This window comes from Phycisphaerae bacterium (genome assembly GCA_017999985.1).
In the GTDB taxonomy this organism is placed as follows: Bacteria; Planctomycetota; Phycisphaerae; order UBA1845; family Fen-1342; genus JAGNKU01.
In genome coordinates this window covers 123,603-148,654 of sequence record JAGNKU010000001.1, presented here as the reverse complement: position 1 = coordinate 148,654, position 25,052 = coordinate 123,603, and the positions used below count along the sequence as shown (strand labels likewise).

The following is a 25,052-nucleotide window of genomic DNA, read 5'->3' as shown; positions in this document are numbered from 1 at the left end:
GACACGAGGGAAAGTGAGAGCGATGAACATGCGATGGTGTCCGCGGTTGGTGATCGTGGCGTTGGGCGTCTGGGCGACGAGCGTGGCGGTGGGGCAGGTGCCGCCGCCGCCCGCGCCGTCGCCGTCGCACGTGCCGCCGGCGACCCAGCCGGTCGCGAACGTCAAGCTGGAGGTGGATCCGCCGGACTTCAAGTTCGGCGAGATCTGGCAGGGCGCGGTAGCGAAGCGCGAGTTCACGCTCAAGAACGTTGGGCCTGAGGCGATCAGTCTGTCGGCGAAGAGCACCTGCGGCTGCACCGTGCCGACGCAGCCGAAGTCGCCGCTGGCACCGGGCGAGAGCTGCCAGATCGAAGTGAGCTACGACACGCGGCGGACCGGGGAGGCGCACAAGAAGGTCATGCTCTACGTCGCGGGTACGCAGCAGGTCGCGGCGGAGATTCCGGTCGAGGGCAAGGTGAACGCGATTTACGCGATCACGCCGTCGGACCGGGTCATGTTCGAGGGGCTCGAAGCGGACTCCTCGGCCAGCAAGACGCTGAAGCTGGAGAACAAGTACGGCAAGCCGCTCGCGCTGAAGATGCAGCCGGACCAGAACTGGGGCGTGTTCAACGCCGAGCTGAAAGAGATCAAGCCGGAGATGGAATACGAGCTCACCGTGACGACCAGGCCGCCGCTGCAGAAGGGCTTTAACCGCACGATGATCACGCTCGAGCCGGCGCTGCCCGAAGTGGCGAACATCCAGATTAATGTCAGCGCCAACATTCAGCCGCGCGTCATCACGACTCCGATGAAGCTGCTGGTTCCGTTGGCCGCGGCCAGCCCCACGCAGCAGATCGTCCGGGTGCAGTACCAGGTGGCCAAGCCAATCAAGATCCTGGGGGTGAAAAGCGATCTGGGGCCGGTGCAGTGGGAACTGCTGCCGTCGGCGCCGCCGTCGGCCGAGGCCACGATCGCCGCGTACCAGTTGCGCGTTACGCTGCCGGTGGCGGAGTCGATTCCGGCGGGTGGCACGCGGCTGCTGATCGAGACCGACGACGCGTCGCCGGAGTTCAAGGAGCTGGCCATTCCGATCATGCTGGCCGGTGCCCCCCCGCGCGGTCCGGCCACCCAGCCCGCGCGTCCGGCCCCGCTGCCGCCGCCAGCACAGCAACCGGCCCAGGCGCAGTAGCGCTGCGCGGGCGCTGATCACAAGCTGGGTTACCATGCCACTGCTCTCAAGCCGTGACACACTTGACCACTGAACCGAGAGCGGAGCGTCGGCGGACTACTGAGATGAACGTCATGGCGGCCAGGCCGCGCGTGTTGCTGGTCGAAACGCTGGACGCCGACGCGGAGGCCCGCTTGGCGGCCGGTGCCGAGGTGCGGCGGGCGCCGGTGTCCGACGAAGACACGCTCTGCGGACTGATCGCCGACTGTGACGCGCTGGTGGTACGGACCAGCACGCCCGTGCGCCGCCGGCTGCTCGAGGCCGGCCGGCGGTTGCGCGTGGTGGGGGTGGCCGGCGTGGGCGTCGATCGCGTGGACGTGGCGGCGGCGGCGGAACTGGGGATTGCCGTGCTGAACACGCCGGCCGCTTCGACCGATGCGGTCGCCGACCTGGCCGTGAGCTTCATGCTGCAACTGCTGCGGCCGACGGGACGGCTGGCGGACGCGTACCGGCGCGGGGAGTTTCACGCGGCGCGGTCGGGTGCGCACGGGTGCGAGCTGCGCGAGCTGACGGTGGGCATCGTGGGCATGGGCCGGATCGGGTCGCGCGTCGCGCGCACCTGCGCGGCGGGTTTCGGCGCGCGGGTCATCTACAACGATATCGTCGCGGTCGGTCCGTTCGATTTTCCGGCGGCGCCGGTGAGCAAGGAGACGCTCTGGGCCGCGAGCGACATCGTCACGCTGCACGTGCCGCTGACGGAGCTGACGCGCGGGCTGATTAATGCGGCGGTGCTGGCGCAGTTGCGTCCGACGGCGATACTGATCAATACGGCGCGCGGGGCGGTGGTGGATACTGCGGCGCTGACGGCGGCGCTGCAGGCGGAGCGCCTGGCGGGCGCGGCGCTGGACGTCACGGAGCCGGAGCCGCTGCCGCCGGAGCATCCGCTGTTCGCGTGTCCGCGGTGCATCGTGACGCCGCACATCGCGGCGCGGACGCCGGGCGGGCTGCGGCGGATGTACGCGGTGGTGGACGACGTCTTGGCGTATCTGGCGCGGGGCTAGGCGTTCGAATCGCGCATCCGCGCGGGGAGAACAAACCTCTGGTTTGTTGAGGCAAAGCGGAGCTTTGCCGTCCCCCGGCGCAAAGCGGAGGTCTGGCGTCACCCGGCGTAAAGCAGAGCTTCGCGGTTCCCCGACCCCACAGGCTAGCGGCGGAACTTGCGGGGGCTGCGGAAGCGGCTGCCGAGCGTGCGTTTGACGGGGCGGAGGCCGAGCGAGTCGAGCACCTCGTCGCGCTGCCGCGGGGTGCTGTAGCGGCCGGGCGCGGCGGGGCCTTCGGTTTCAGCCTGGACCGCCGCGGCGATCTGCGTCGGCGTGGGCTGGCGCTTGATGAGCCAGGGCGGATCGAAGCAGGGCAGCTCCTTGTTGATGAGCTTCTCGACCTCCGTGAGGAATTTGCCCTCCTCGGTGGTGACGAACGTGATCGCGCGGCCGCTCTTGCCCATGCGGGCCGTGCGGCCGATGCGATGAACGTAGCCCGAGGGGTCGGCGGGGATGTCATAGTTGACGATGTGGGAGATGTCCATGACGTCGAGGCCGCGCGACGCGAGGTCCGTGGCGACGAGCACTTTCGTCTTCTGCGTGCGGAAGCTCTTCATCACGCGCTCGCGGCGTTCCTGCACCAGGTCACCGTGAATCTCGCGGCAGTCGATGCCCTCGCGCTTGAGGCTCTGCGCGACGCGGCGGGCCTTGTGCTTCGTGTTGGTGAAAATGATCGCGAGCGTGGGCGCCTCGTGCTTCAGCAGCCCGACCAGCGTGGCGAACTTGTCCTCGGGATGCACGGTTACGAAGCTCTGGTCGACGCCTTCGACGGTCAGCATGTCGCGGGAGACGTTGACCTCCGCCGGGTCGTGCATGAACGACTTGGCGAGCTTTTGGATCTCCTCGTCGAGCGTCGCCGAGACGAAGATCGTCTGGTGCGGGTGCTCGATCGCCCGCAGAATGCGGCGGATGTCGTCGCGAAAGCCAATGTCGAGCATGCGGTCGACTTCGTCGAGGACGGCGAGCTTGACCTGGTCGAGGCTGAGGGCCTTGCGGCGCATCAGGTCCTGCACGCGCCCAGGCGTGCCGATCGCGATTTCCGGATGGCGCTGCAGCGTGGCGACCTGCTGCTTGATGCCGCGGCCGCCGAGGATCGCGACGGTCTTCAAGCCGCCGGGCCCGGCGAGGAGGCGAATGTGCTCATCGACCTGCACGGCCAGCTCGCGCGTGGGCACGAGAATCAGCGCCTGCACGCCGCCGCCGGGCGTGAGCAACTGGAGCACGGGCAATCCGAAAGCGGCGGTTTTGCCGGTGCCGGTGCGGGCCTGGCCGAGGCAGTCGCGGCCGGCGAGGGCAAGGGGGATGAGCTCGCGCTGGATGTCGGTGGGAGTCTCGAAGCCCACCCGCCGGACGGCCTCAAGGGTCTTGGTGTTCAGGCCGAGCTCGGTCCAACCGGCCTGTTTTTTCGGTTCGCGGGCGGCCTTGGTGCCTGGCATGGGCAGTGGTCCTGTCGGCGGAAAGCCGGGCGGCGTGCCGCGTTTCGCCGCGCTTCGCACGTCCGATAAGTTTGTCGCCTTCTCACACACGCTTGTCTGCGGCATAATCTAACCGCGATCGCCGGCAGCACAAGGTCTGTGGTGCGTCGGGCGTGGGCGGAGGCGAGTGGACCGCGCGGGTGGCCGCGGGCCGCCTGGCCGATAATACTGAATGAGCCGCCGCGGCGTGCATCCGGGCGGTGGCCCGGGGGTATAAGCTGTGCCGGCGGTGCCTGTTAGGCGCTGCCGTGCGCCGTTGGAAGAGCGTGACGCATGCCGACGTTTGTGTACAAAGCGCGGAACGCGGCCGGTGAGCAGGTCAGTGGCACGTTGCTGGCTGAGAGTGCGCTGGCGGCGGCGCGCGTGCTGGATGAGCGTTCGCTGCTGCCGGTGGAGGTTGAAGAGCAGAAGGCGCAGCAGCGGTCGCTGTTCACGGGCCGGGCGCGGAAGGTGAGCCTCTCGAAGGTCGGGCAGATGTACGAGCAACTGGCCGACCTGCTGCGGGCGGGTGTGCCGATCCTGCGGGCGCTGGAGGTGTTGTCGCAGCAATCTAGTTCGGCGGCGCTGGCGCGGGTACTGCGCGAGGTGCGCGACGACGTGTCCGGGGGCGAGGCGCTGGCGGACGCGATGCGCGCGCATCCGCACGCGTTTCCGGAGCTGCACGCGGCGATGGTGCGGGCGGGCGAGAAGGGCGGGTTCCTGGAGGATGTGCTGGCCCGCCTGTCGGAGTTTGTCGCGCGCCAGGATGCGTTGAAGAACAAGTTCATCGGGGCGTTGATCTATCCGAGCGTGCTGCTGTTCGGGGCGATCGGCGCGGTGTCGTTCATCATGGCATTCATCGTGCCGAAGATTCGCGGCGTGCTGAGCAGCCAGGTTCTGCCGTTGCCCACGCAGATTGTCTTCGGGGTCAGCGATACGCTCCACGACTACGGACTCTGGGTCGTGGCGGTGGTCGGGGTCATCGCCGCCGTCATCATCGGATATTTCAAGAGCGCGGCGGGGCGCACGCACTGGTCACGCGTGCAGTTGAAGCTGCCGGGGTTCGGCAAAATCTTCACGATGGTGGCGATCTGCCGCTTCTGCCGCGTGTTCGGCACGATGCTGGCGAACGGCATCCCAATCCTGCAGTCACTGAAGATCTCGAAGGACTCGACCGGCAACACGGTGCTGGCGGAGGGGATTGACGAAGCCGCCGAGAGCGTCCGCGGCGGTGAATCGCTGGCGAAGCCGCTGGCGGCCAGCAAGGTATTCCCGCCGGCCATCGTGGACATGATCGCCGTCGCGGAGGAGAGCAACAGCCTGGACAAGGTATTGGTGGAAATTGCCAACACGCAGGAGGAGCGGACAGCGCGGCAGATTGACTTTACGATGCGCCTGCTGGAGCCGGCGCTGTTGCTGTTCATGGGCAGCATGATCGCCTTCATCGCCATCGCGCTGCTGGTGCCCATCCTGCGCATGGCGATGTCCGGCATGAGAACGTAATCCCGGAATCGGAGTGTGGTCTGGCATGGTCGCGGCATCTGAAACGGAGAAGCTGATGAGAACCAACACACGCAATGCTCGGCGCGCGCGAGCCTTCACCCTTTTGGAAGTGCTGATGGTGGTGGTCATCATCGGGCTTCTGGCGGCGTTCGTGGTCCCGAGCTTCATCAACGCACCCAATACGGCAAAGATCGGGCTGACCGAGGCCGCAATCGGGCCGAACGGCAGCTTACCCAGCGCGCTCAAGATGTATCGCCTGGCGATGGGCAAGTACCCCTCGACCGACGAAGGGCTGCTGGCTCTGGTCGAGCCGCCGGACGATGAAGAACTGGCCAAGAAGTGGAAGACCGGCGGCGGTCCGTTCATCGAAGAGGCGAAGGGGCTCAAGGATCAATGGGGCAACGATTACAACTACGAGTATCCGGGCAGCTACAACAAGGAGAGCTTTGACCTGTCCAGCAACGGCCCGGACGGTGAAAGCGGTACGGACGACGACATCTGCAACTGGACGAAGAACTAGCCCGGAGCCCCGCGCCGGGTGCGACGCCCGCGGTGAGGAGCGTTCCGATGCGGCACAACGTGCACAACGGCTTTACGCTCCTTGAGGTCCTGATGGTCATCGCACTGCTCGGGGTCGTTGCGGCCTTCATGTGGCCGGAGTTCCGGAATGTCGCGACCGCTGAGCACGTGAAGGAATCCGCCCGGCGGCTGCAGGCCCTGGTGGCGATGTGCCGGGCCGAGGCGATGAACGAGACCCGCACCTACCGCATCCGGACCCGTCCGGACGGGAGCGTGCGGGTCCTGTGTCAGGCCGACGCGCTGAAGGCGCCGCACCTGTACATCACGCCGCCGGTGGGCTGGGCCCGGCAGCAGATCCTGCTGTCAGACGTGTGGGTCGAGGGCGTGCAGTTGCTGCCGGAAGGGCCGCCGCCGATCCGGATCATCGACGAGCGGCTCGAGTTTCCCGAGGTGGAGATCGAGCTGGTGCCGGTGGTGGAATTGCCGGCGGGCCTGGACCTGGATTTCGCGCCGGACGGCACGTGCAACTCGCTGCGCTGGGTGTTGCGGGACGAGCGTGGGTTCGGGCTGCTGGTGACGCTCGACGGGCGCTTCGGGCGCGTCAAGATCGAGGACTGGACGCCGGTGCCTGCGAGCGAGGTGCAGCGGCCCGAGGCGCTGCCGGAGGAAGAAGCAGTGGAATACAACCCGGAGGACTACAGGTGACGTCGCGCCGGTCAGCCCGCGGAGTGTGCCGTGTCCGTGGCGCGCTGCTGCTCGAGGTCGTCGTGGCCCTGGCCGTCCTGGTGACGGCGATGGGGCTGCTCGGCGCCCAGTTGTGCGGCGGGCTGAACATGACGACGTACGCCGAGGAGCAGTTGCGCGCAGCGCTGCTGGCGGATCGCATCGTCGCCATGGTGCAGCTCGATCCGGAGATCCAGCGTCGGATCAGCGAAGCGGAGGACGTGGAGGACAAGTTCGGCGACGAGTACCCGGGCTATTTCTGGCACGTGCGGAACGAGCCGCTCGACCGCGAGAACCAGGAGGAGCTGCGCCTGATCACGGTGCAGGTCTACTACCAGCCGGACCCGTCGCTCCAGGACGATGTATCCGGCATCAGCAGCGCGCGGCTGATGCGGCAGCTCGGGTTCTTCAAGGCCAAGCCGGGCACCCTCGACCTGGTCTCCGAAGGGGGCCTGACGGAAGAGCAGGCCGAGCAACTGCGCCAGGCGATTCCGATCGCCGGCTTCGATCCGTCCAACGTGGACCTGCAGCAGCTCATGACGCTGCTCGATCCCGACATGATCTCCCAACTGCTGCCGATGCTACTGCCGCTCCTGCAGCAGATCAGCGCCGGCGGGATGCCGTCGGAGCTGGCCGAGCTGGCGGAGCAGTTCGGCGGCGGCGCATTGAATGCCGATCAACTCGGTGGTGCGTCTCCGGACGAGCTGGCCAACGCGATTCGTGAGGCCGTCGAGACAGGCAGGGCCGGCGGCGGGAGTGGCATTCCGCCGCCGCCGCCGCGCGGCGGACGCGCCCCGGGGCGCATGCCGGGCCAGGGGGCACCGGGCGGCCAGGGGCCGGGTCAGCGGATGGGGGCGCCGCCGGGTCAGCGGCCCGCGGCGCGGCCGGGTCCGCCGCCGAGTGGCGTGAACGTGGGCCAGGGCTCGGGTCCGAATGGCGAGTACACGATCGAGGACCTGATGCGGATGCGCGACGAGTATGAGCGCTCGCAGGGAGGGCGCCGGTGAGCTGGCGGGGCCCACAAGTTGCCCGCGCGTTGACGCTGTTCGAGGTGATCATCTCGATCGCGCTGATTGCGATGCTGCTCGCGGCGCTGCTGACGTTCTTCTGGCAGACCCTGGCCATTCGCGAGCAGGCCGCGGCCGCGCTGGACCGCACGCAGATTGTCCAGCAGGTGCTGGACCGCATGTCGAGCGAGCTGCGCAACGCGATCGGCTGCGAGCAGGTCGGGTTCCCGATCACGTGCTTCGCCGGCGATCGGCGGAGCATCACGTTCGTGACCAACCCGCTGCCGGGCCCGGACTCCTACGCGTTCTACCGCGAGTCCGAAGTGCGGCCGATGCCGGAGCACGACCTGCGCGAGATCACCTACGCGCTGTGGATCGACCCCGAGGAGACGACCGAGGACGGCGAGCCGCTGGTGGGCGGCATCCTGCGCACCGAGCGGCGGGCGATCAACCCGCTGCTCACCGAGGCGGAGATCCCCGAGGACGAGGACCTGCTCTATCTGCGGCACGACCTGTGGTCGCCGGAGCTGGGTTACCTGGAGTTCCGTTTCTTTGACGGCATCGAGTGGAACACGACGTGGAACGTGTCGGAGGGCAATCCGCTGCCGCAGTTGATCCAGATCACGGTTGGCTTCACGTCGCTGAAGCGTGAGGACCTGGAGGACCAGGACCTGCAAACGTATCCCCTAGACCAGTATCCGACCGGTCCGGACGTGCCGAACCCCGACCATTACAGCGCGATCGTGCGGCTGGCCGGGGCCGACCAGATGTTCACGAGCCGCATGAACAACCTTGGCAGTCAGGTGGAGGAGGTCTACCAGTCCGTGACGCCGGGCGCCGGCGGCGAGGAGGAGACGGGAGGGGGCAAGTGAGCGGCCGGGCGCGCGGGATCATTCTGCCGGTGGTGCTGGTGCTGGTGGGGCTGCTGGCGCTGATCATGGCCGGGTTCATGTTCTTCGTGAACGCCGAGATCTCCGGCGTGCAGGCGCAGCGCGACGGGCAGCAGGCGCGGCTGATCGCCGAGTCGGGGCTGGAAGAGGTGATCACGATTTTGCGCGCGTCCCGCGACGACCCGACGACGTGGTGGGACGTGCCCGAGCGTTTCCGGCACGCGCTCGTGTGGGCCGAGGATTACCTGCGCGAGGACGACCCGGTTACCAAGATGGGTTCGCGGACCCAGTTGCTCGAGTCCGGCGCGGCGCCGGTGGCGTGGCGCTACAGCGTCGTGGCAGACAACCTGGACGGGCCGCCGGACACGCTGCGCTACGGCGTGACGCCGGAAGCGAGCAAGCTGAACCTGAATGCGGCGACGGACACGGAGCTCGAGGCGCTGCTGACGCCGCTGCTGCTGGACCTGCAGGTGCAGAACGCGCCGGAGCTGATCGCGGCGCTGTTGGACTGGCGGGACGAGGACGACGAGCCGCGGCCGGGCGGGGCGGAGAACGAGTATTACAACACGCTCGAGCCCGCGTATCTGACCAAGAATGGTCCCTTCGAGACGCTGGAGGAGTTGTTGCTGGTCAAGGGCTGGACGGCGGCGATGTTGTACGGCGAAGACACGAACCGCAACGGCTATCTCGACCCGAACGAGGACGACGGCGATGCGTCGTTCCCCGCGTACGACAATGGTGACGGCCTGCTGAATCGTGGCGTCGCGGCGTACCTGACGATCTGGTCGCGCGAGCCGGGCACCAGCCAGCAGCAGCAACAACAGCAGCAACAACAACAACAACAACAACAGCAACAGCAGCAGCAACAGCAACAGGAGGAGCAGGGCGAAGCGAACGAAGAAGGGGACGCCGATGCCGACAAGGAGGCGGACAAGCGGGCGGGGCGGCAGGCCGGCCAGGACCGTCGGCAGCCCGGCATGCAGGAAGAGGATGCGCGGGAGGAAGGTGGCGAGGAAACGACCGGCGGGCCGCAGCCGCCAGGCGGGCAGCAGCAGCAGACCGGGCAGCAAACGCTCATCGGACGCGTCAACGTTAACACGGCGCCGCTGGTCGTGCTCAAGGCGCTGGACGGCATGCCGCCCGAGGCGGCGGAGGCGATCGTCACGTTGCGGCGCGAGCAGAGCGGTGACGCGCTGAAATCGCTGGACTGGCTGGTCAGCTCGGGGGCGATGGACGCGGGCACGTTGGCCACGCTGAAGGACAAGCTGACGGTCAAGGCGCTGCAGTTCCACGTGGAGATCGTCGGGTACGGCGACCACACGAAGCTGGCCCAGCGGCTGGAGTGGATCATCGAGCTGCGCGGCTCGCTGGCGCAGGTGCTCTACCGGCGCGATCTGACCGCGCTGGGCTTTGCGTGGCGCGTGGATGACGATACGGTGATGGTGACCGGCCAATAGGGCCGGCGGAGTGTATGGCGGTGATCAAGCTGAGTCGCAAAGCCCTGTGTCTCGACTGGGACAAGCGCTCCCTGCGCATCGTGGTGGCGCGCGTGGGCCCCAACCGCACGGTCCTGGAAGATGCGCATTCTCATCGCCTGCCGAACGCCGTGGACCCGGACGAACCGGAGGCGATGGGCGGGTTCATCCGCGCGATGCTGCGGCGGCACAAGCTGCACCACAGGACGGTCGTGGTGGACGTGCCGCGCGAGCGGGCGGTCATCAATCGCCTGGCGCTGCCGCCGACGCCGCTGAACGAGGTGGCCGCGGCGGTCCGCTTCCAGGCGATGAAGGAGCTGCCGTTCCCGCTGGACTCGGCCGCGGTGGACTTCGTCATCATGAACCGCGACGAGGCCGGGCAGGCGACGGAGGTGCTGCTCGCGGCGGTGACGGTCGAGACGCTGGACCGCGTGCGGCTGACGTGCGAGGCGGCGGGGCTGACGCCGGCGCGCATCGGCCTGCGCCCGTACGCGAACCTGATCAGCGTGCACAAGATGCGGGGCGGGGCGCCGCGGCGGGTGCTGTTCCTGGATGTCGGGCCGTCGGCGACGGAGATCGACGTCGTGTTCGGCGACGCGCTGCTGTTTGCGCGGTCGGCAAACGTGAACGTTCCGCTGCCGCCGGGCGATCCGGGCACGTACGATGATTCGCGCGTCGCTGCGATCGCCGAGTTGAGCGATCTGGAGAGCTCGGACGAGGCGATTGAAGCGGCGGTAAACGAGCTGCTGGTCGAGACGACGCGCACGCTGCAGGCCTATCGGGCGACGGACACGGAGGCCACGGTTGACGAGCTGGTGGTGGCCGGCGGGACGGGGGTGGAGACGCAACTGGCCGACCGGCTGCAGCAGCGGCTCGGGTTGCCCGTCACCCTGTACGATCCGACCAGCGCGCTGGGCGTGGACCCGGCCGAGTCGCCCAAGCTGCGCTCCTTTTCCGCGGCGCTGGGCCTGGCGTGGGGACTGGGGCGCGAGGGCGCGCTGGCGCTGGACTTTCTGAACCCCAAGCGGCCGGTGTCGTCGCGCGAGACGCTGCAGCGCCGGGCGCGCATCGGCGTGCTGGCGGCGCTCATGGTGGTGATCGCGGTCGGCGGCCTGGTGGGCAGGCAGTTCCACGCGCTGACGGCGCAGCGCGACCGCCTGCGCGACAGCAACAAGCAGTTGCAGAAAGAAGTGGCCGAGAAGAAGAAGATTCTCAATCGGATCGATCTGGCCAGCGACTGGGCGGTGGAAGCGGTCTGGCCCGACGAGCTGCTCAACGTCGTGCAGGCGGCCGGGACGCTCGGCAACCAGCCGAACGAGAAGATGGTGGTGCAGGAGATCCAGCTCGACACGATCTCGCGGACGCCGGGCATCACGCTGCGCAACCTCTACACGGTTGACTGGCAGGTGCCGACGAAATACGTGGAAGCACTCAACGCGCTGGAGGTGGAAGGCGAGCGCCTGTACGACGCCTCGCAGGGCGCCTATACGCCGGTGCCCGACGCGGCACGCTTCAACGGCAAGGCCGATGTCCGCGTGCTGCTCCGCAAGCTGCTCGAGTTCCGGGAGGGGGCGGCCAAGCGGGCCAAGGAGCGCAAGGATCGGCTCAACACGCTGGGACGGTTGTAGGCGCGGAGCAAGCTCATGACGCGGCGCGAGAAAGTTCTGGCAATCTGCGTGGGCGGGGCGCTCAGCGGGCTGGCGCTGGCGATGATCGTCCGCTGGACGGCGGTCGAGCCCTACAAGGCCATCCAGAAGCAGATCGGCGACGAACAGAAACGCCAGAAGGACCTGCGCGCCGAGCTGCGGAACCTGCAGTCGGTGGACGCGCAGTGGGAAAAGCTGACCAGCCGCACGTTTTCAGCGGACCCGCAGGAGGCGCAGCGCCGCTTCCGCGAAGACATGCACATGCTGCTCGAACGCCACGGCCTCAAGAGCGCCAAGGTCAGCCCGGGTGCGTTCGTGCGCTACAAGGACGAGTCCACCGGCGTGCCGCTGACGATCAGTGCCAGCGGCTCCCTGAAGGCGATCGTCGGCTTCCTATGCGACTTCTATCGCCGCGACTACCTGGCGCGCCTGGACAAGGTCCGCATCTCGGCGGAGCAGGCCGTGGTGGCCGACGTGAATTCGACGCGCGGCCGCGGGGGTGGCACGCGGCCCGGCCGGGGCGGTGCCGCGCGGCGCGAGGCGGCGACGGGTCCGGACGGACCGGAGCTGAAGCTGAACGTGTCCGCCGTCGCGCTGGTCCTGCCGCGACTGCCGATGATGGGGCACCCCGTGCTGCCGGACGAGATCCCGGAGCTGGAGCGCGGGCGCCTGGCGGAAGACTTGCCGGCGTACAAGACGATCTTCGAGCGCAGCCTGTTCGTGCCCTACACGCCGCGGGTCGCGATAAAGCAGCCGGAGCCGGAGACCAAGACGGCGGTTGTTGATGAGCCGCGTGCCACCATCGTTGAGCCGCCCAAGTCTGACCCGGACGCCCAGAAGTACGTCTGCGGCACGACGCGCCTGAATGGTGAGCTGATCGCGTACGTGCTGGACGAGGCGCATCGTGATCAGCCGCTCAGTGAGTATCGGCTCGACCAGCCGATTCACGACGGGACGCTGCTGCTGGTCGTTCCCGAGGGCATTGTCGTGCGCGCCAATGGCAGGGATTATTTCTATGCATTGGGCAGGAAGTTCGCCGAGCGCGAGGTGCTCAATGCCGACGCGCACCCGGAGGTCTGGGAGGCCTTCCAGCGGGCGTTCCTGCAACCTGAAGCGGGGCCGGTCGGCCGGCCGTCGGGCCCCCGCGTCTAAGTGCCCATGAGCAAGGATGTTGGGGCGTCAAAGAACTTGCCGGCGACCCTTTTTTGCACTGCCACCCCCGGGGGGTTTGCGGGTATAAATAGCGGACCTCGCGGCCCAGGGGGCCCGCGCGCTGTTGGCGGGCGCGGCCCGGGTCCGGCGGGAATGCGTACCGGACAGCCGCAAAGGCTGTTTTGGCATGAGCGGAGAGGTGATCGCATGATTTGGCGCACAACTCTGTGCCGGCTGCTTGGTCTGGTTCTCGGGAGCGCGGGGCTGCTGTGGGTTCCCACGACCCTGGCGCAGGAGCCGCCGGAGCCGGATCCGGTCGAGCCGGAGTCGCGGCTCGAAGAAGAGCCGCCGCTGCCGGACCAGCCCACCGACACGCAAGCCGCCCTGGAGCAACTGCTGAAGCTCCGCGACCAGATGCAGCGCGAGCAGGAAGAGAAGGAGCGCAGCGGCCACGTAGAGCCCAAGCCCACTCCGCAGCGCGCCACGCCGCCCGCGCGCCGCCCCACCGCCACGAGCCGGCCGACGTTGCCGCCGCCGGCCAAGTCCGGCGAGCTGAGCCTGGAGGAACGCAAGGCCCGCGCGCTGGCGTCGACCCAGCGCAGCGGCGCGAACGGCCGCGGCGAGCCGCCGACCGTGCCGGCGGATTTCGTCGGCCCGCCGGAGAGCCTGGCGGGGCCGGCGGCGACCGCGCCGGCGCCGCACGCTGAAGTGCCGGAGCCGGAGACGCCGGAGGAGCCCGAGAAGCTGACGCGCCGGCCGTCCACGGAAGACGACGGGGAGTGGTTCAACTTCAACGGCATGCCTTGGGAGGATGTGCTTGCGTACTTCGTCCAGCGGATCGGCAAGCCGCTGCTGGACGAAGGGACGGTGGTGATCGGCGGGGAATTGACGTACGTCAGCGATCGCAAGTTCACGAAGCAGGAGGCGCTGGACGAGCTGAACCTGATTCTGCACGAAAAGGGCTACCGCTTCGTCGAGGAAGAGTACCACGTCTACATCGTGCCGCTGTCGGAGATGCCGCAGCACGTCGACCTGCAGCTCGTATTCCCCACCGTGGACGCGTTCGAGCGCGCCAACCCGCGCGACATGGAATACGTCACGGTCTACTACCAGGTGAAGGACCGCTCGGCGCAGACGATCGTGGACGCGTTCGGCGACACGCTGCCGGACTACACGCGGCTGACCGCGATGGCGGACAGCAACCAGATCAAGATCGTCGCGCTGGCCCGCGACGTGCGGCGGTTCATGGTGCTGCAGGAGCGGATCGACATCGCGCCGAACGACCCCCGCGAGATGCGGATCTTCGAGATCAAGACCAACGCGATGGACATCGAGCAGCGCGTCCGCGCGTTCCTGAACATCGGCGGGGCGCAGCAGGTTCCGCAGATCCGGATGGTCCCCGATCCGCGCACCGGGCGGCCGGTCGCGCAGCCGGTGGCCGCGCCCGCCGCGAGCGGGAGCACCGAAGTGCAGATGGTGGCGGACGAGCGCACGAACACCATCATTGTCAAGGCGATGCCGGACCAGTTCGCGCAAATCAAAATGCTGATCGATACGCTCGATATCAAGCCCGAGATCGGCGAGTTCAAGACAGTCGTGGTGGAGATTCTGCACGCGGACGCGACCGAGGTCGCGAACCTGCTCAACCAGATCCTCCAGCAGGAGCAGGGGCAGCAGCGCACGCCGAACTGGCAGATGCAGCAGCAGATCCGCCAGCAGATGCTGATGCAGCAGCGGAACCGCCGCCCCGGGCAACCCGTGCCGCCCGTGCAGCCCACGCCCGCGGTGCAGGCCGGCGGCGTTTCGCCGGAGGAGATCTTCACGGAAGGCATCTTCGAGCGGGCCAAGAAGACCATCCGCCTCGTCGCGGACACGCGGACGAACTCGCTGATCGTGTACGCGAACGACGACGGCCTGAAGCGCGTGCGCGAGTTGCTGGAGACCATCGACAAGCCGCTGCCGGACACGTACCAGACCTTTACGCTGCAGTACGCGAAGGTCGCGGACGTGACCAACCTGGTCACGCAGATCGCGCAGGGGATGAGCCAGACCGGCGGCCGCGCCGGGCGCAGCGCGACGATCGTGCCCGACGAGGTCAGCAACACCTTCCACGTGATCGCCGATCGCGAGGAGATGGAGCGCGTCGGCCGGCTGATTCAGCAGCTTGACCTGCCCAGCCCCGAGCTCGAGCGGCACGTCGTCGAATTGAAGCAACTGCGGCCGAGCCAGGTGGCGCAGATGGTCCAGGCGCTTCTGGGTGCCGGCGGCAGCCCGGCCGTGACGCCGCTGCCGGGCGGGCGCGGACGCATGCCGGGCATGTCGCGCAGCACGGCGGCGCAGAGCAGCACGTACCAGGTCATCCCGCTCGACGAGGCCCAGATCCTGATCGTGCTGTGCATGCCGGAGGACTGGGCGAAGATCGAAGACACCATCAAGATGTGGGATGAGAACGTCGTGAGCAACACGCCGGAGCTCGAGACGTTCCCCATCACGAAAGGCAACGCGGCGAACATCGCGGCGACGCTCGCGAATTTCTACCGCCAGTATGAGCACCCGGTGCTGGGCCGCTCGACGGTCGCGATCCAGGCCGAGGGCGACAGCGTCATGGTGTTCGCGATCAAGCCGGCGCGGGAGGAGATCGGCGCGCTGATCCGGACGCTCGACGTCGAGGATGCGACGGACAAGGTCGAGATCCTGCCGCTGGTCAACGCCGACGCCGCGCAGATCGCGCAACAGCTCCAGAGCCTGTTCATGCCGCGTGGCCCGCGGGGCGGCGGCACGGCCCCGCTCATCATGGTCGAGTCGGTCACGAACTCGCTGATCGTGCAGGCTGAGCGGGCCGACATGGACAAGATCAAGAACTTCGCGCTCGAGATCGACCAGAAGATCGCGCTGCAATCCACCGAGCGGCGGTTCTACACGATGCAGTACGCGCAGCCGGCGGAAGTCGCGGCCGCCGTGCAGAACATCTTCGGCGGGCGGCCGGCGGGACGGGGTGCGGCGGCCGCGGCGCAGATTCGCGCGCTGGCGGCGGGGGCGCAGGTGATCGTCGAGGCGCCGAAGGACAAGTTTGCGACGATCGAGGGGTTCATCAAGGAGTTGGACGACCCGAAGGGCAACGAGATCAAAGTTGTGACGCTCGATGTCCCGGGGGCCGACGTGAACCAGGTGGCTCAGAATCTCACCGCGGCCATCCGGCCGTTGCAACGTCCGGGCCGCCCGGCGGCGTCGTTCATCCCCGATCCGACCAGCGATCGCGTGATTGTCACGGCGACGACGGACCTGCTGCCGAAGATCACGGAACTCGCGGCACAACTGACGACGGGTGTCGAGGAAGTGCTGCCCGTCACGATCACGCCGAAGTACGCCGACCCGAACCAGCTTGCGCAGATGATCCAGGCCATGTTCCGGCCGCTGGGCGGGCGCAGCGCGCAGCAGGAAGTGCAGGTCTCGGTCAGCAACGGGATGCTCGTGCTGCGGGCGCCGAAGAAGAAGTTGGAGCAGATTGAGGAGCTGGTCGCGGCCGTGGACAGCCAGGACACGACCGGCGTACAGGTCAAGACGTATGACCTGAAGGTGCTCAACGCGCTGCAGGTGCAGGCGCAGGTGCAGTTGTTCCTCGCGCAGTTGAAGAAGAACGTGAAGGCCGGGCAACTGGCCCCCGGTGCGTTTGCCGAGCCGACGACGAACACGCTGGTCGTGCTGGCGCCGCCGGACGTCATGCCGGTGCTGGACGGTCTGATCCAGGAGCTGGAAGGCAAGACGCCGCCGACGGGCAAGGTCGAGTCGTACACGCTGAAATTCGTGCGCGCCGACCAGGTGGCCAACAACATCGATGCCATGCTCAAGGCGAAGGTCGCCGAGCGTGAAGGCGTGAAGAAGACCACCCTGCAGACCGCGGTGTTCAGCGACGCGACGGGGAACCGGCTGTTCGTGTTCGCGCCGGACGAGTACCAGGAACTGGCCGCGAAGCTGGTGGAGATGGTGGACGCGGAGCCGGTCAGTGGCGACATCGTCCACATCATCACGCTGGAGAACGCCGACGCGACGCAGATGGCGCAGTCGCTGACGCAGGTCGTGGCCGGTCGCACGGGCGGGGCCGCCGGGCGCGGCGGGACGGCGAACGTGCGCATCGCCGCCGACGCGGGCAGCAACGCGGTCATTCTCGCGGGCATGGCGAAGGACCTGGCCGAGGTCGAGCAGTGGATCACGGAGCTGGATGGCCAAAGCGTCCGCGTGCCGGAGCTGCAGACGTTCAAGCTCAAGCATGCCAACGCGACCGATGTGGAGGAGACGCTGAAGCAGCTCTTCCCGGCGGGCGGACGCAATGTGGGCGACGCCGTGACCGTCACGGCCGATGACTATTCCGGCAAGCTGATCGTCACGGCAAACAAGCGCAAGATGCGGCAGGTGGAAACGTATATTGCCGAACTCGATCGTGCGCCGGCCGAGGGCGAAGAAGACTGGCTGACTGGCGGCCGTCAGATCTACCTGGTGGACATTAATCGTGGCAGTGCCAGCGACATCGCCTGGGACGTTCGCGACCTGCTGCCGGACGAGGACCGCGGCGGCCCGAGCATCGAGTCCGACTGGTTTGATGAGTACTTGATTGTGAAGTGCCGGCCGACTGAGTTCCCCCAGATCGAGAAGCTGATTCGGCAGTTCGAGAGCCGGGCGAAGCCGGAGCTCGTGGTCCGCACGTATCGACCGCGTGGCAGCACCGATCAGGCCGCGCTGGTGCAATGGCTCAAGGCCCGCGGCGAGGAAGTCGAGATCGTCGAGCCGGCGGCCAAGCCGACGCTTCCGCCGATCGTGCGCGACGTCTGGGAAGACGGCGAAGAGCCGGAGGCGGTCAAAGAGCGCCGCGAGAAGCAGGAACGCGAGAAGCACGAGCGTGGCGGGCGGAAGGCGTCGTCGTTCCAAAGCGCGCTGCCGCTGTCCGATATTCTGCTGGACGAGATCGAGGCCGAGATTGGCGGTGATCAGCCGCCGAGCGGACGCGTCACGCGGCGGTGGGCTCCCGAGTCGGACGATGCATTGACGGTCGTGCCGGCGGCGTACCAGGAGCCGCCGGCCAAGGCTCCGACCACCGCGCCGCAGGTCACCCCGGGCGAAGTGACGGACGCCGGATCGTATGGCCAGCGCGTCGAATCGCCCTTCGAGAAGACGCAGGTGAAGCTGATCCCGCAGCCGGACGGCTCGTTTCTCGTGACCGGGCCGCGCGACAAGGTGGACGACATCACCAAAGCGCTCGACGTGCTCCAGGAGGACCTGGCGGTCGGTGAGGTCATCCGCATTTTCCGCTTCAAGTACGGCGATGTGACCGCGGCCGCGGAAATCCTGAGCATGATGTTTGACGTGCAGCAGCGGCAGATCGTGATCCAGCAGCCGCAGCAGCCGCAACGTGGCCAGCAGGGTCAGCAGGGGCGGCCGGGCGAGGATGGCCGCAATCAGCAGCAGGGCATGTTCGATCAACTGCGCGGCATGGTTGGCGGACAGCAGCAGGGCGGTAAGGCCGGACGCGGCGGGCAGATGCGCATCGCCACCGACCCCGGCCACAACTACCTGATCGTCAAGTGCGACGAGGCCGACATCCCCGAGATTCATCGCCTGCTGCGCGAGCTGGACATTCCGCCGGGCGAGGTCCAGGTCAAGGTCTTCCAGCTCAAGAATCTGAACGCCGAGGAAACGTGCGAGAACATCAAGGATGTGCTGGGCATCTCGAAAGTCCAGCAGCGGCGGAGCGGGTTGCCGGCCGGTGCCCGCGGCCGCGGTGCGATGCAGCCGGGCGGCCAGCAGGCGCAACTGCTGGAGATGCTGCAACAGCAGCTCGTGTCGGTGCCCGGCGTGGAAGGCGGGGCGAAGGTCGAGCGCGTCGAGATCGTGCCGAACGGCGTCACGAACTCGCTGCTGGTGTCGTCGCCGCCGGAGGTGATGGAGCTGATCGAGCGCGTCATCGGCGAACTCGAAGAGCTTGAAGGCCGCGATATCGTCGGCATTCACTACTTCCCGCTGCAGAAGGCGCGCGTCGATGACGTGCTGCCGCTGCTCGAAGAGGTCTTCGAGGCGGTGTCCGGCGGAGGCGGAGGCGGAGGCGGTGGGCGGCTGCGTGGCATGCCGGGTGGTGGCGGCGGCGGGTCGCCCGCGGCGCTGGGGCCGGTGAAGGTCTCCGCTGATCCGCGCACGAATACGATCATCTTCATGGCCGAGAACAAGGACGTGCCGGCGGTCGAAGCGCACATCAAGGCGCTCGACATTGAAGGCCCGGTCGCGGAAAGCGAAATGTACGTCTGTCAGTACGGCGACGCGGAGGCGATCGTCAGTGCGCTGGAGCCGATCTTCGGCGGCGGCGAGGGCGTCGGGCGCGGCCGGCGTGGTGGCGGCGCTGCGACGGGCAGTGCCGGCACGGATGTGCGGCTAGTGGCTGAGCCGGCGACGAACACGATCCTGGTTTGGGGGCCGCGCGACAAGCGCGACGTGATCTTCCAGAAGATCGAGGCGCTGGACAAGCTGGTGCAGCGCGAAATCCGCGAAATCCCGGTGCGCTTCGCCGATGCGGCGAAGCTGGCCGACAAGCTGTGGGAAGTATTCGGTGACGGGGCCGGTGGGCAGGCGGCGCGCCAGGGTGGCCGGCGGGCGCGGCAGGCCGCGGCGGGCGGCACGGGCGCCATGTCGAGCGGGCGCGTGATGATCCTGGGCGACAAGGCGGCCAAGAAGCTGCTGGTGCGCGCCCCGGACCAGATCTTCACGCAGATCGAAGACTTGGCGGTGACGCTGGACCAGCCGAGCGCGGACATGCAGCTCAAGCGTTTCCAGCTCAAGTACGCCGACGCCACGACGGTGGTGGAATCGGTCAAGCAGGCTCTGACCGAGTATCTGCAACTTGCGAAGGCCCAGGGTGACGAAACCGACATTGAAGCTTTCACGGCCGTGCCCGATCCGCGGACGAACAGCATCACCGTGGTCGGCTCGGACAAGACGTTCCTGTTCGTCGGCGAGGTGCTGGCGGCGGTGGACGTGGAGACGCCGGCCGATCAGAAGAAGGAATTCCGCATCTTCATGCTGGAGAAGGCGGATGCCGTGACGGTCGCGGAGGCGATCAACGGCTACGCGACCGGCGGGGCCGACACGGGCGGCGGGCAGCGCGGCGGCCGGCGGGGTGGCGGCGGCGGCGCGGCGGCGGCCGGCGCACGCGAGTTGAACGTGCTGGCGGTGGCCGAGGAAGCGACGAACTCCGTGATGGTCATCGGCCGGCGCGAAGATATCGACGTCGTCGAGTCGACGGTGATCAACAAGCTGGAGGACAGCCTCAGTGACCGCTATCGGATCGAGACGGTGGCCGTGCAGAACGTGTCGCCGTCGGAGATCGTGAATTTCATCTGGCAGTTCATCGACCAGGGGGCGGCGGCGGAGCGTGGCGGGCAGGGTGGCGGCCGGGGCGGGGCGAAGGGCGCTGAGTCGGCCGGGCCGCAGATCGTGCCGAACGACAGCGCGAAGACGCTGGTGGTGCGTGGCACGAAGCGGCAGATCGACGACGTGCGCGAGCTGGTGACGCGTTTCGACGACAAGGCCATTGTGCAGGCGAACATCGAGGTTATTCAGGTTCCGTACGGGCAGGATGCTGCCCGCCTCGCGACTGAAGTCGAGCGCATCGTCAACGAGAATGAACGTTCGGACGCCGACCGGACGGGGCGCTATGCGCGGCAGGTGACGGTTGGTTCGGATGAATACACGAACTCGCTCATTGTCGGTGGCGAGCGGACGCTGTTCGCGCAGGTCAAGACGATCGTGGACCAGTTGGGGGAAATCCGTTCCCCCAACGTCGTGACCCAGGTGATTCAACTGCGCAATCTCTCGGCGCAGGATGCCCAGAAGGTCATCGACGAGATGCAGAAGAATGCGCCCGCAGGCGGGCGCAGCGGCACAACGGGTGCACGTCGATCCGGCGCTGGCAGTCGCAGCCCGAGCGTCAGCCCGCCGTCGGGCGGCGGCCAGCGCCAGCAGCGCAGCACGACGCCGCGGCAGGGTGGCACGCGGCGTTCATCCGGAGGCGGCGGAGCCGTGCTGCCAACGCCCGAGTTGGACCTGGACCGCGCCCCGCTGATGCCGAAGTCGCTGGCGTGGGTCGAGCCGTATATCGCGTTGACACCGATTTCTTCGTGGATCCGGTTCGTGCTGGCCGACGACGTCTTCGGCGACACGCAGGACGAGCCGCCGCCGCGACCTCGGCGTCAGCCTCCGACGACGCGGCCGGCGACCGAGCCGCTTCCCGAATCGCCGCCGGCGGCGCGTGCGCAGGTGCTCGACGAGGTGGAGGCGGAGCTGGCGGGCACGCAGCCGGCCGAGGAGGCGCAGCCGTTCAGCGACGACCTGAGTGGCGTGACGGGCGCGCTGCGCGGCGAGGTCGCCGCGAATGCGCTCGACAGCCAGCGCATCATGATCACCGGCGACGCGGCAGACGTGGAGTTTATCGCGCGCATCCTGTCCATGATGGAGCAGACGTCCGCGGTCGCGCTGGTGCAGGTGTTCACGCTCCAGGAAGCCAAGGCCGCGACACTCGCCCCGATCATCGACAAGTCGGTCAAGGCGTGGATCGATGCACGTACCAGCCAGCCCGGACCCCAGGACAAGTTCAGCGTCAACGCCGAGGCGCGCAGCAATTCGCTGATTGTGTCGGCAGCCGAGCCGATCATGGAGAAGATCGCGGAATTGGTGGAACGGCTGGATGTGAAGAAGGGCGGCGGTGGCACCGAGGTGAAGATGCTCGCGCTGCAGCACATCCGGGCGGCCGAGGCGGCGGCGATTCTGCGGCCGACTATCGAGCGCTACAACACGATGAACGATGTTCCGAAGGAGTCGCAGGCGAGCATCGATCCAATCGATCGCGATAACAGCGTCATGATCATCGGCACGCCGAAAGACATTTCGGAGATCGAAGGCTGGCTGAAAGCGCTAGACGTTGAACTGACCGAGGAGCAAAAGGATAGCGGTTTCGTCAGCACTGACGCCATCCTGGTGCAGCTCAAGAACGGGCAGGCGGAGGACGTCGCCAAGGTCATCAACGAGATGATCAAGGCGGAGTTGGAAGCGGCACAGTCGGGCGGCGGCGACAAGAAGACCGCCGGCAAGCCGTTCGTGAAGAAGATCCGCCTGCGCCTGGGCGAGCAGGAGTTCTCCGAGCTCGATCTGGAGCGGCCGATCCGGTTGATCGCGGAGAAGGGCACGAACTCGCTGCTGGTCTTCTCATCGAAGCAGAACAACGTCGCCCTGAGCGAGATGATCACCGTGTTCGACGCTTTGCCGATCGGGGCCGAGACGGACGTGAAAGCGTTTGTCCTGAAGCACGCGAAGGCCGAGTCGATCGCCACCCTGCTGGAGGAGACGTTCAAGGACAAGAGCTATCTGAATCGTCCGACCGAGGGCGATGGCAAGGGGCTGCAGAAGGGCGTCATGCCGCCGGTGCCACCGGGCGTGGCTGCAAAAGGCCTGCCCTATCCGCTCGTCGTGCAGCACGATGTGCGCAGCAACACTGTGCTTGTCATTGGCCGCAAGGACGCCGTGCTGCTGGCCGGCGGGCTGGTGACCGAGCTGGATCGGCCGACGCTGGAAGTGGGGATGAAGCCGTTCGTGGTGCAGCTCAAGAACGCGCAGGCCGCGCCGCTGGAGGAGAAGCTGAAGAAGCTGCTCGATGACCGCATGAAGGCCCTCGGCGGCGACAAGGACGCCGGCCGGGACACGGCGGTCATCTATTCCGACGAGCGCTCGAACAAGCTGATCGTGCTGGCGACCGAGGACGTCTACGACATGGTCGAGGACCTCGTGCTCCAGCTCGACGCGTCGGACAAGTACGGCATTGTGGATATCCGCTACCGGCGGCTGCAGCACGCCGACGCGGTGAAGCTCCAGAACATGCTGGAGGAGACCTTCAAGAGTCGCCTGGACGCCGACAAGAAAATCAACAAGGACGCGACGGATTCGCTGACGATCCTGGCGGACACGCGCAGCAACTCGCTGCTGCTGACCGGGACGCGCGATTACCTCCAGGACGCCGAGCAGTTGATCAACGACCTGGATCGGCAGTTTGACGGGACGGTGGTCTTCCACGCCCGGAAGGTGAAGCTCAACAGTGCCCCGAACATCGCGTCGCTGCTGAAGGAGATGGTCGAGAAAGCCCTCACGCAGAAGGACACCAAGCTGAGCGGCACGCCGATCCACGTCGCGGCCGACCCGGTTTCGGACAGCCTGCTGCTGGCGGCGGCGCGCGAGGACATGGAAATCCTGGAGCGCTGGGTGGACATCCTCGACCGGCCCAGCGAGGTCGGCCGCAACATCAAGATCATCCCGCTCCGCCGCGCGGTGGCCGAGGAGGTCTCCAAGAACGTCCAGGACATCTTCAAGAAACAGGGCGGCAGCCAGACGGGCGGCGAGATCGACGTGACCGTCACAGCGGACAAGACCACCAACTCGGTGGTCGCGTTCGGCCCGGCGACCCTGCTGAACGACATCGAGACGTTCGTCCGACAGCTCGACGACACCACCTCGCTGAAGGGCACCGTGGTCCGCATCTTCAAGCTCCAGCAGGCGGCGGCCGAGGACGCCGGCGATCTGCTCGGGCGCGTGCTGGAGCTGCGCGGCGGCACCGTCGGCGGGACGGGCGGTAGCGGCGGTGGCGGCAGCGGCTCGACGAAGGAAGATGCCAAGCAGGTCATGCTGATCTTTCAGAAGCAGCACCCGGACCTGGGTCTCGAGACGCTGCGGGCCGTGCGCTCCGACATCGTCGTGATTGCGGACGCCCGCACGAACTCGCTGGTGGTGACGGCACCACCCGAGAGCATGCCGCTCATGGAGTCGCTCGTGGCGGCGGTGGACGTGCCGCCGCAGGACGCGAAGATCCGCGTCTTCCGCCTGCGCAACGCCGACGCCGAGAGCCTCGTGAAGAACCTCGAGGCCCTGTTCCAGCGCAGAGCGACCGGCGGCACCGGGCGCGGTGGCACCGCCGAATCGGAACGCGTGTTGACAGTGGGTGAAGGGCTCGGCGGCGAGGGCGGCCGACAGGAGATCGCGTTTGCGACCGACGTCCGCACCAATTCCGTGATCGCGGCGGGCACGCCCGGCTACCTTGACCTGGCGGAGAAGCTGATCCTGGAGCTCGATACGACCGAGATTCCCAATCGCCTGACGCACGTCTACTCTCCCAAGAGCATCAAGGCCGAGGAGCTCGCACCCACGATCAAGGAATTCAGTGACGCCGAGCAGCAGCGTCTGCAGGACATCGGGCAGGATGTCTCGATCGGCGTGAAGCAGGAGCGGCAGGTCACCGCGATCGCGAGCAAGGACGCCAACCGCGTGATCCTGGACTACGACCCGCGCTTCCAGGATACGGTGATGAACGTCGTCCGCGAGCTGGATCAGCCGCCCCCGCAAGTGCTGATCCAGGTGCTGATCGTCGAGGTCACCATGGACAACGCGCTCGATCTGGGCGTGGAATTCGCGTTCCAGGACCTCCAGTGGACCAAGGCCGGCCCGAATGACACCACCACATACGACTACGTCGGCGGCACCGACCTCGGCGCGGCGGGCAGCGGCTTGGGCGGCTTCTCGTTCACGATCACCGGTGCAGATTTCAACTTCCTCTTCCGCACGCTCCAAAACGAGGGCAGCCTGAACGTCCTCAGCCGGCCCCAGATCATCGCCATGGACAACCAGGAAGCGCTGATCGAGGTCACCAACGATGTGCCGTATGTCACGGGCACGTCCACGACCACCGGTGGCCAGATCACGACCAGCGTGGCCCGCGAGAACATCGGCATCAAGTTGACGGTGACCCCGCAGATCAACCCGGACGGCTTCGTGCGCATGGAGATCGACCAGGAAGTGTCCGACTTCACGGGCTCGACCGTGGACGTGGGTCAGGGGGTTACGGCCCCGGTCTTCTTCCGCCGGCAGGCCAAGACCAACGTCATGGTGAAGGACAACGAGACGGTGGTGCTGGGCGGGCTGATCACCTCGCGGACGGAAAACCGCGAGCAGAAGATACCCCTGCTCGGCGACATTCCCGGCCTGGGCTTGCTATTCCGCAACCAGAATGACACGGCCAACCGCACCGAGCTGCTGCTGGTCATGACGCCGCACGTGGTCCGTACCGTCGAGGATTACCGTGCGCTGTCGGTGACCGAGCGGGACAACATGGAAGTCATCCCCACCGAGACCCTGACCGATACGCTCATGCAGGGCCTGCGTGTCGAGCCGGAACCGGTCCTGCCGCCCGCGCGTGCGGCGGAAGACGCCGTCCCGGTGATCCGACGTGAAACCCCCGCCGCCCAGCCGGTGGAGGGTGAATACGGACCGGTGCGTCCGACGCTGCGCCCGGAGCCGACCCCGCAGAAGGTGAACGAGGACTCGTACGACGTACCGGTCTCGATGCGCACGCGGTGAC

General features: G+C 67.4%; 12 protein-coding genes. 11 read left to right on the top strand and 1 reads right to left on the bottom strand.

The window, feature by feature from the left end:
* Nucleotides 1-28: 28 nt before the first annotated feature.
* Together KA383_00570 and KA383_00565 are read left to right on the top strand one after the other, a co-directional pair.
* Nucleotides 29-1,168 (top strand): DUF1573 domain-containing protein, encoded by a 1,140-nt coding sequence (locus KA383_00570; GenBank protein ID MBP7744592.1) that lies wholly within the window; start codon nt 29-31, stop codon nt 1,166-1,168.
* A gap of 104 nt (nt 1,169-1,272) precedes the next feature.
* Nucleotides 1,273-2,208 carry a hypothetical protein gene (locus KA383_00565; GenBank protein ID MBP7744591.1) on the top strand — a complete coding sequence of 312 codons (936 nt, stop codon included), beginning with the start codon at nt 1,273-1,275 and terminating at the stop codon, nt 2,206-2,208.
* A gap of 143 nt (nt 2,209-2,351) precedes the next feature.
* Here KA383_00565 and KA383_00560 read toward each other — a convergent pair whose 3' ends face one another.
* A complete protein-coding gene (locus KA383_00560) occupies nt 2,352-3,683 on the bottom strand; it encodes a DEAD/DEAH box helicase (protein MBP7744590.1) in 1,332 nt (443 codons plus the stop codon).
* A 312-nt stretch (nt 3,684-3,995) separates the two neighbouring features.
* Between KA383_00560 and KA383_00555 the strand changes: the two genes are divergently transcribed.
* The 9 genes from KA383_00555 (at nt 3,996) to KA383_00515 (ending at nt 25,051) form a co-directional block, all read left to right on the top strand.
* Nucleotides 3,996-5,204 (top strand): type II secretion system F family protein, encoded by a 1,209-nt coding sequence (locus KA383_00555; protein ID MBP7744589.1) that lies wholly within the window; start codon nt 3,996-3,998, stop codon nt 5,202-5,204.
* Between the two features lie 55 nt (nt 5,205-5,259).
* Nucleotides 5,260-5,724, top strand: coding sequence for a type II secretion system major pseudopilin GspG (gene gspG / locus KA383_00550; GenBank protein ID MBP7744588.1), 465 nt, complete (start codon nt 5,260-5,262; stop codon nt 5,722-5,724).
* A gap of 47 nt (nt 5,725-5,771) precedes the next feature.
* Nucleotides 5,772-6,428 (top strand): prepilin-type N-terminal cleavage/methylation domain-containing protein, encoded by a 657-nt coding sequence (locus tag KA383_00545; protein MBP7744587.1) that lies wholly within the window; start codon nt 5,772-5,774, stop codon nt 6,426-6,428.
* 23 nt (nt 6,429-6,451) lie between these two features.
* Nucleotides 6,452-7,453, top strand: coding sequence for a hypothetical protein (locus KA383_00540; protein MBP7744586.1), 1,002 nt, complete (start codon nt 6,452-6,454; stop codon nt 7,451-7,453).
* On the top strand, nt 7,450-8,325 hold the full coding sequence (locus tag KA383_00535; GenBank protein MBP7744585.1) for a hypothetical protein: 876 nt from the start codon (nt 7,450-7,452) through the stop codon (nt 8,323-8,325). Before KA383_00540 ends, KA383_00535 begins: the two co-directional genes overlap by 4 nt.
* Nucleotides 8,322-9,800 (top strand): general secretion pathway protein GspK, encoded by a 1,479-nt coding sequence (locus KA383_00530; GenBank protein MBP7744584.1) that lies wholly within the window; start codon nt 8,322-8,324, stop codon nt 9,798-9,800. The genes KA383_00535 and KA383_00530 overlap by 4 nt, the downstream gene beginning before the upstream one ends.
* Nucleotides 9,801-9,820: 20 nt before the next feature.
* The gene (gene pilM / locus KA383_00525) at nt 9,821-11,446 is read left to right on the top strand and encodes a pilus assembly protein PilM (GenBank protein MBP7744583.1); all 1,626 of its coding nucleotides are present in this window, start codon (nt 9,821-9,823) and stop codon (nt 11,444-11,446) included.
* Between the two features lie 15 nt (nt 11,447-11,461).
* On the top strand, nt 11,462-12,616 hold the full coding sequence (locus KA383_00520) for a hypothetical protein (GenBank protein MBP7744582.1): 1,155 nt from the start codon (nt 11,462-11,464) through the stop codon (nt 12,614-12,616).
* 207 nt (nt 12,617-12,823) lie between these two features.
* Entirely contained in the window at nt 12,824-25,051 is a 12,228-nt protein-coding gene (locus tag KA383_00515; GenBank protein ID MBP7744581.1) for a hypothetical protein, read from the top strand.
* Nucleotide 25,052: the final 1 nt, after the last annotated feature.

What these genes read in the sequence shown, in the direction of transcription:
- KA383_00545 (MBP7744587.1), top strand. Translation starts at nt 5,772, where the DNA reads ATGCGGCACAACGTGCACAACGGCTTTACGCTCCTTGAGGTCCTGATG.
- KA383_00515 (MBP7744581.1), top strand. Translation starts at nt 12,824, where the DNA reads ATGATTTGGCGCACAACTCTGTGCCGGCTGCTTGGTCTGGTTCTCGGG.
- KA383_00520 (MBP7744582.1), top strand. Translation starts at nt 11,462, where the DNA reads ATGACGCGGCGCGAGAAAGTTCTGGCAATCTGCGTGGGCGGGGCGCTC.
- KA383_00570 (MBP7744592.1), top strand. Translation starts at nt 29, where the DNA reads ATGCGATGGTGTCCGCGGTTGGTGATCGTGGCGTTGGGCGTCTGGGCG.
- KA383_00560 (MBP7744590.1), bottom strand. Translation starts at nt 3,683, where the DNA reads ATGCCAGGCACCAAGGCCGCCCGCGAACCGAAAAAACAGGCCGGTTGG.
- gspG (MBP7744588.1), top strand. Translation starts at nt 5,260, where the DNA reads ATGAGAACCAACACACGCAATGCTCGGCGCGCGCGAGCCTTCACCCTT.
- KA383_00565 (MBP7744591.1), top strand. Translation starts at nt 1,273, where the DNA reads ATGAACGTCATGGCGGCCAGGCCGCGCGTGTTGCTGGTCGAAACGCTG.
- KA383_00555 (MBP7744589.1), top strand. Translation starts at nt 3,996, where the DNA reads ATGCCGACGTTTGTGTACAAAGCGCGGAACGCGGCCGGTGAGCAGGTC.